Origin of the sequence: Burkholderia sp. WTPI3 (genome assembly GCF_021483755.1) — a bacterium.
In the GTDB taxonomy this organism is placed as follows: domain Bacteria; phylum Pseudomonadota; class Gammaproteobacteria; order Burkholderiales; family Burkholderiaceae; genus Burkholderia.
The window spans coordinates 1-584 of record NZ_JAGIXF010000234.1 but is presented as its reverse complement, the minus strand read 5'-3'; the positions used below and the strand labels follow the sequence as shown (position 1 = coordinate 584).

At 62.7% G+C, this 584-nt stretch carries 1 pseudogene; it reads left to right on the top strand.

Annotated features, from left to right (window positions below):
• Positions 1 to 87 precede the first annotated feature (87 nt).
• Positions 88 to 584, top strand: a pseudogene (locus J7024_RS37055) (IS5-like element ISBmu23 family transposase); the annotation flags it as partial.

Genomic DNA, 584 nt, shown 5'->3' with positions numbered 1-584 from the left:
GGAAACACTGATCAATTCGGCTTGGCGGTCATCGCTGACGAGGCCAAGGGCGTTGTAGAAAGAAGCTCACGGAACGGACCCACGACGATGCAGCGGCAGATCGGTTTTGCGGAAGCGGAAAGTGCGGGCAAGAAGCGGGTGACCAAGCGTCAACGCTTTCTGGCCGAGATGGAGAAGGTCGTCCCTTGGTCGCGGCTGCTGTCGGTGATCGGGCCGTATTACCCGAAGGGCGAGCGTGGCCGGCCGCCGATTGGCCTGGAACGGATGCTGCGGATCTACTTGCTGCAGCAGTGGTACGGGTTGTCGGACGAAGGGCTTGAAGATGCGCTCTACGACAGCATCGCGATGCGCGCCTTCGCGGGCATCGACCTGGCGCGCGAGAACGTGCCGGACGCCACCACGCTGTTGAAATTCCGGCGCCTGCTGGTCGAGCACGCACTGACGCGAAAGCTGTTCGACGAGATCGGCATCGAGTTGTGCGAGCGCGGGCTGATGATGAAGGAAGGCACGCTGGTGGATGCGACGATCTTCGAGGCTGCGCCGTCCACGAAGAACGCCGGGAAGAGCCGTGACCCGGAGATGCA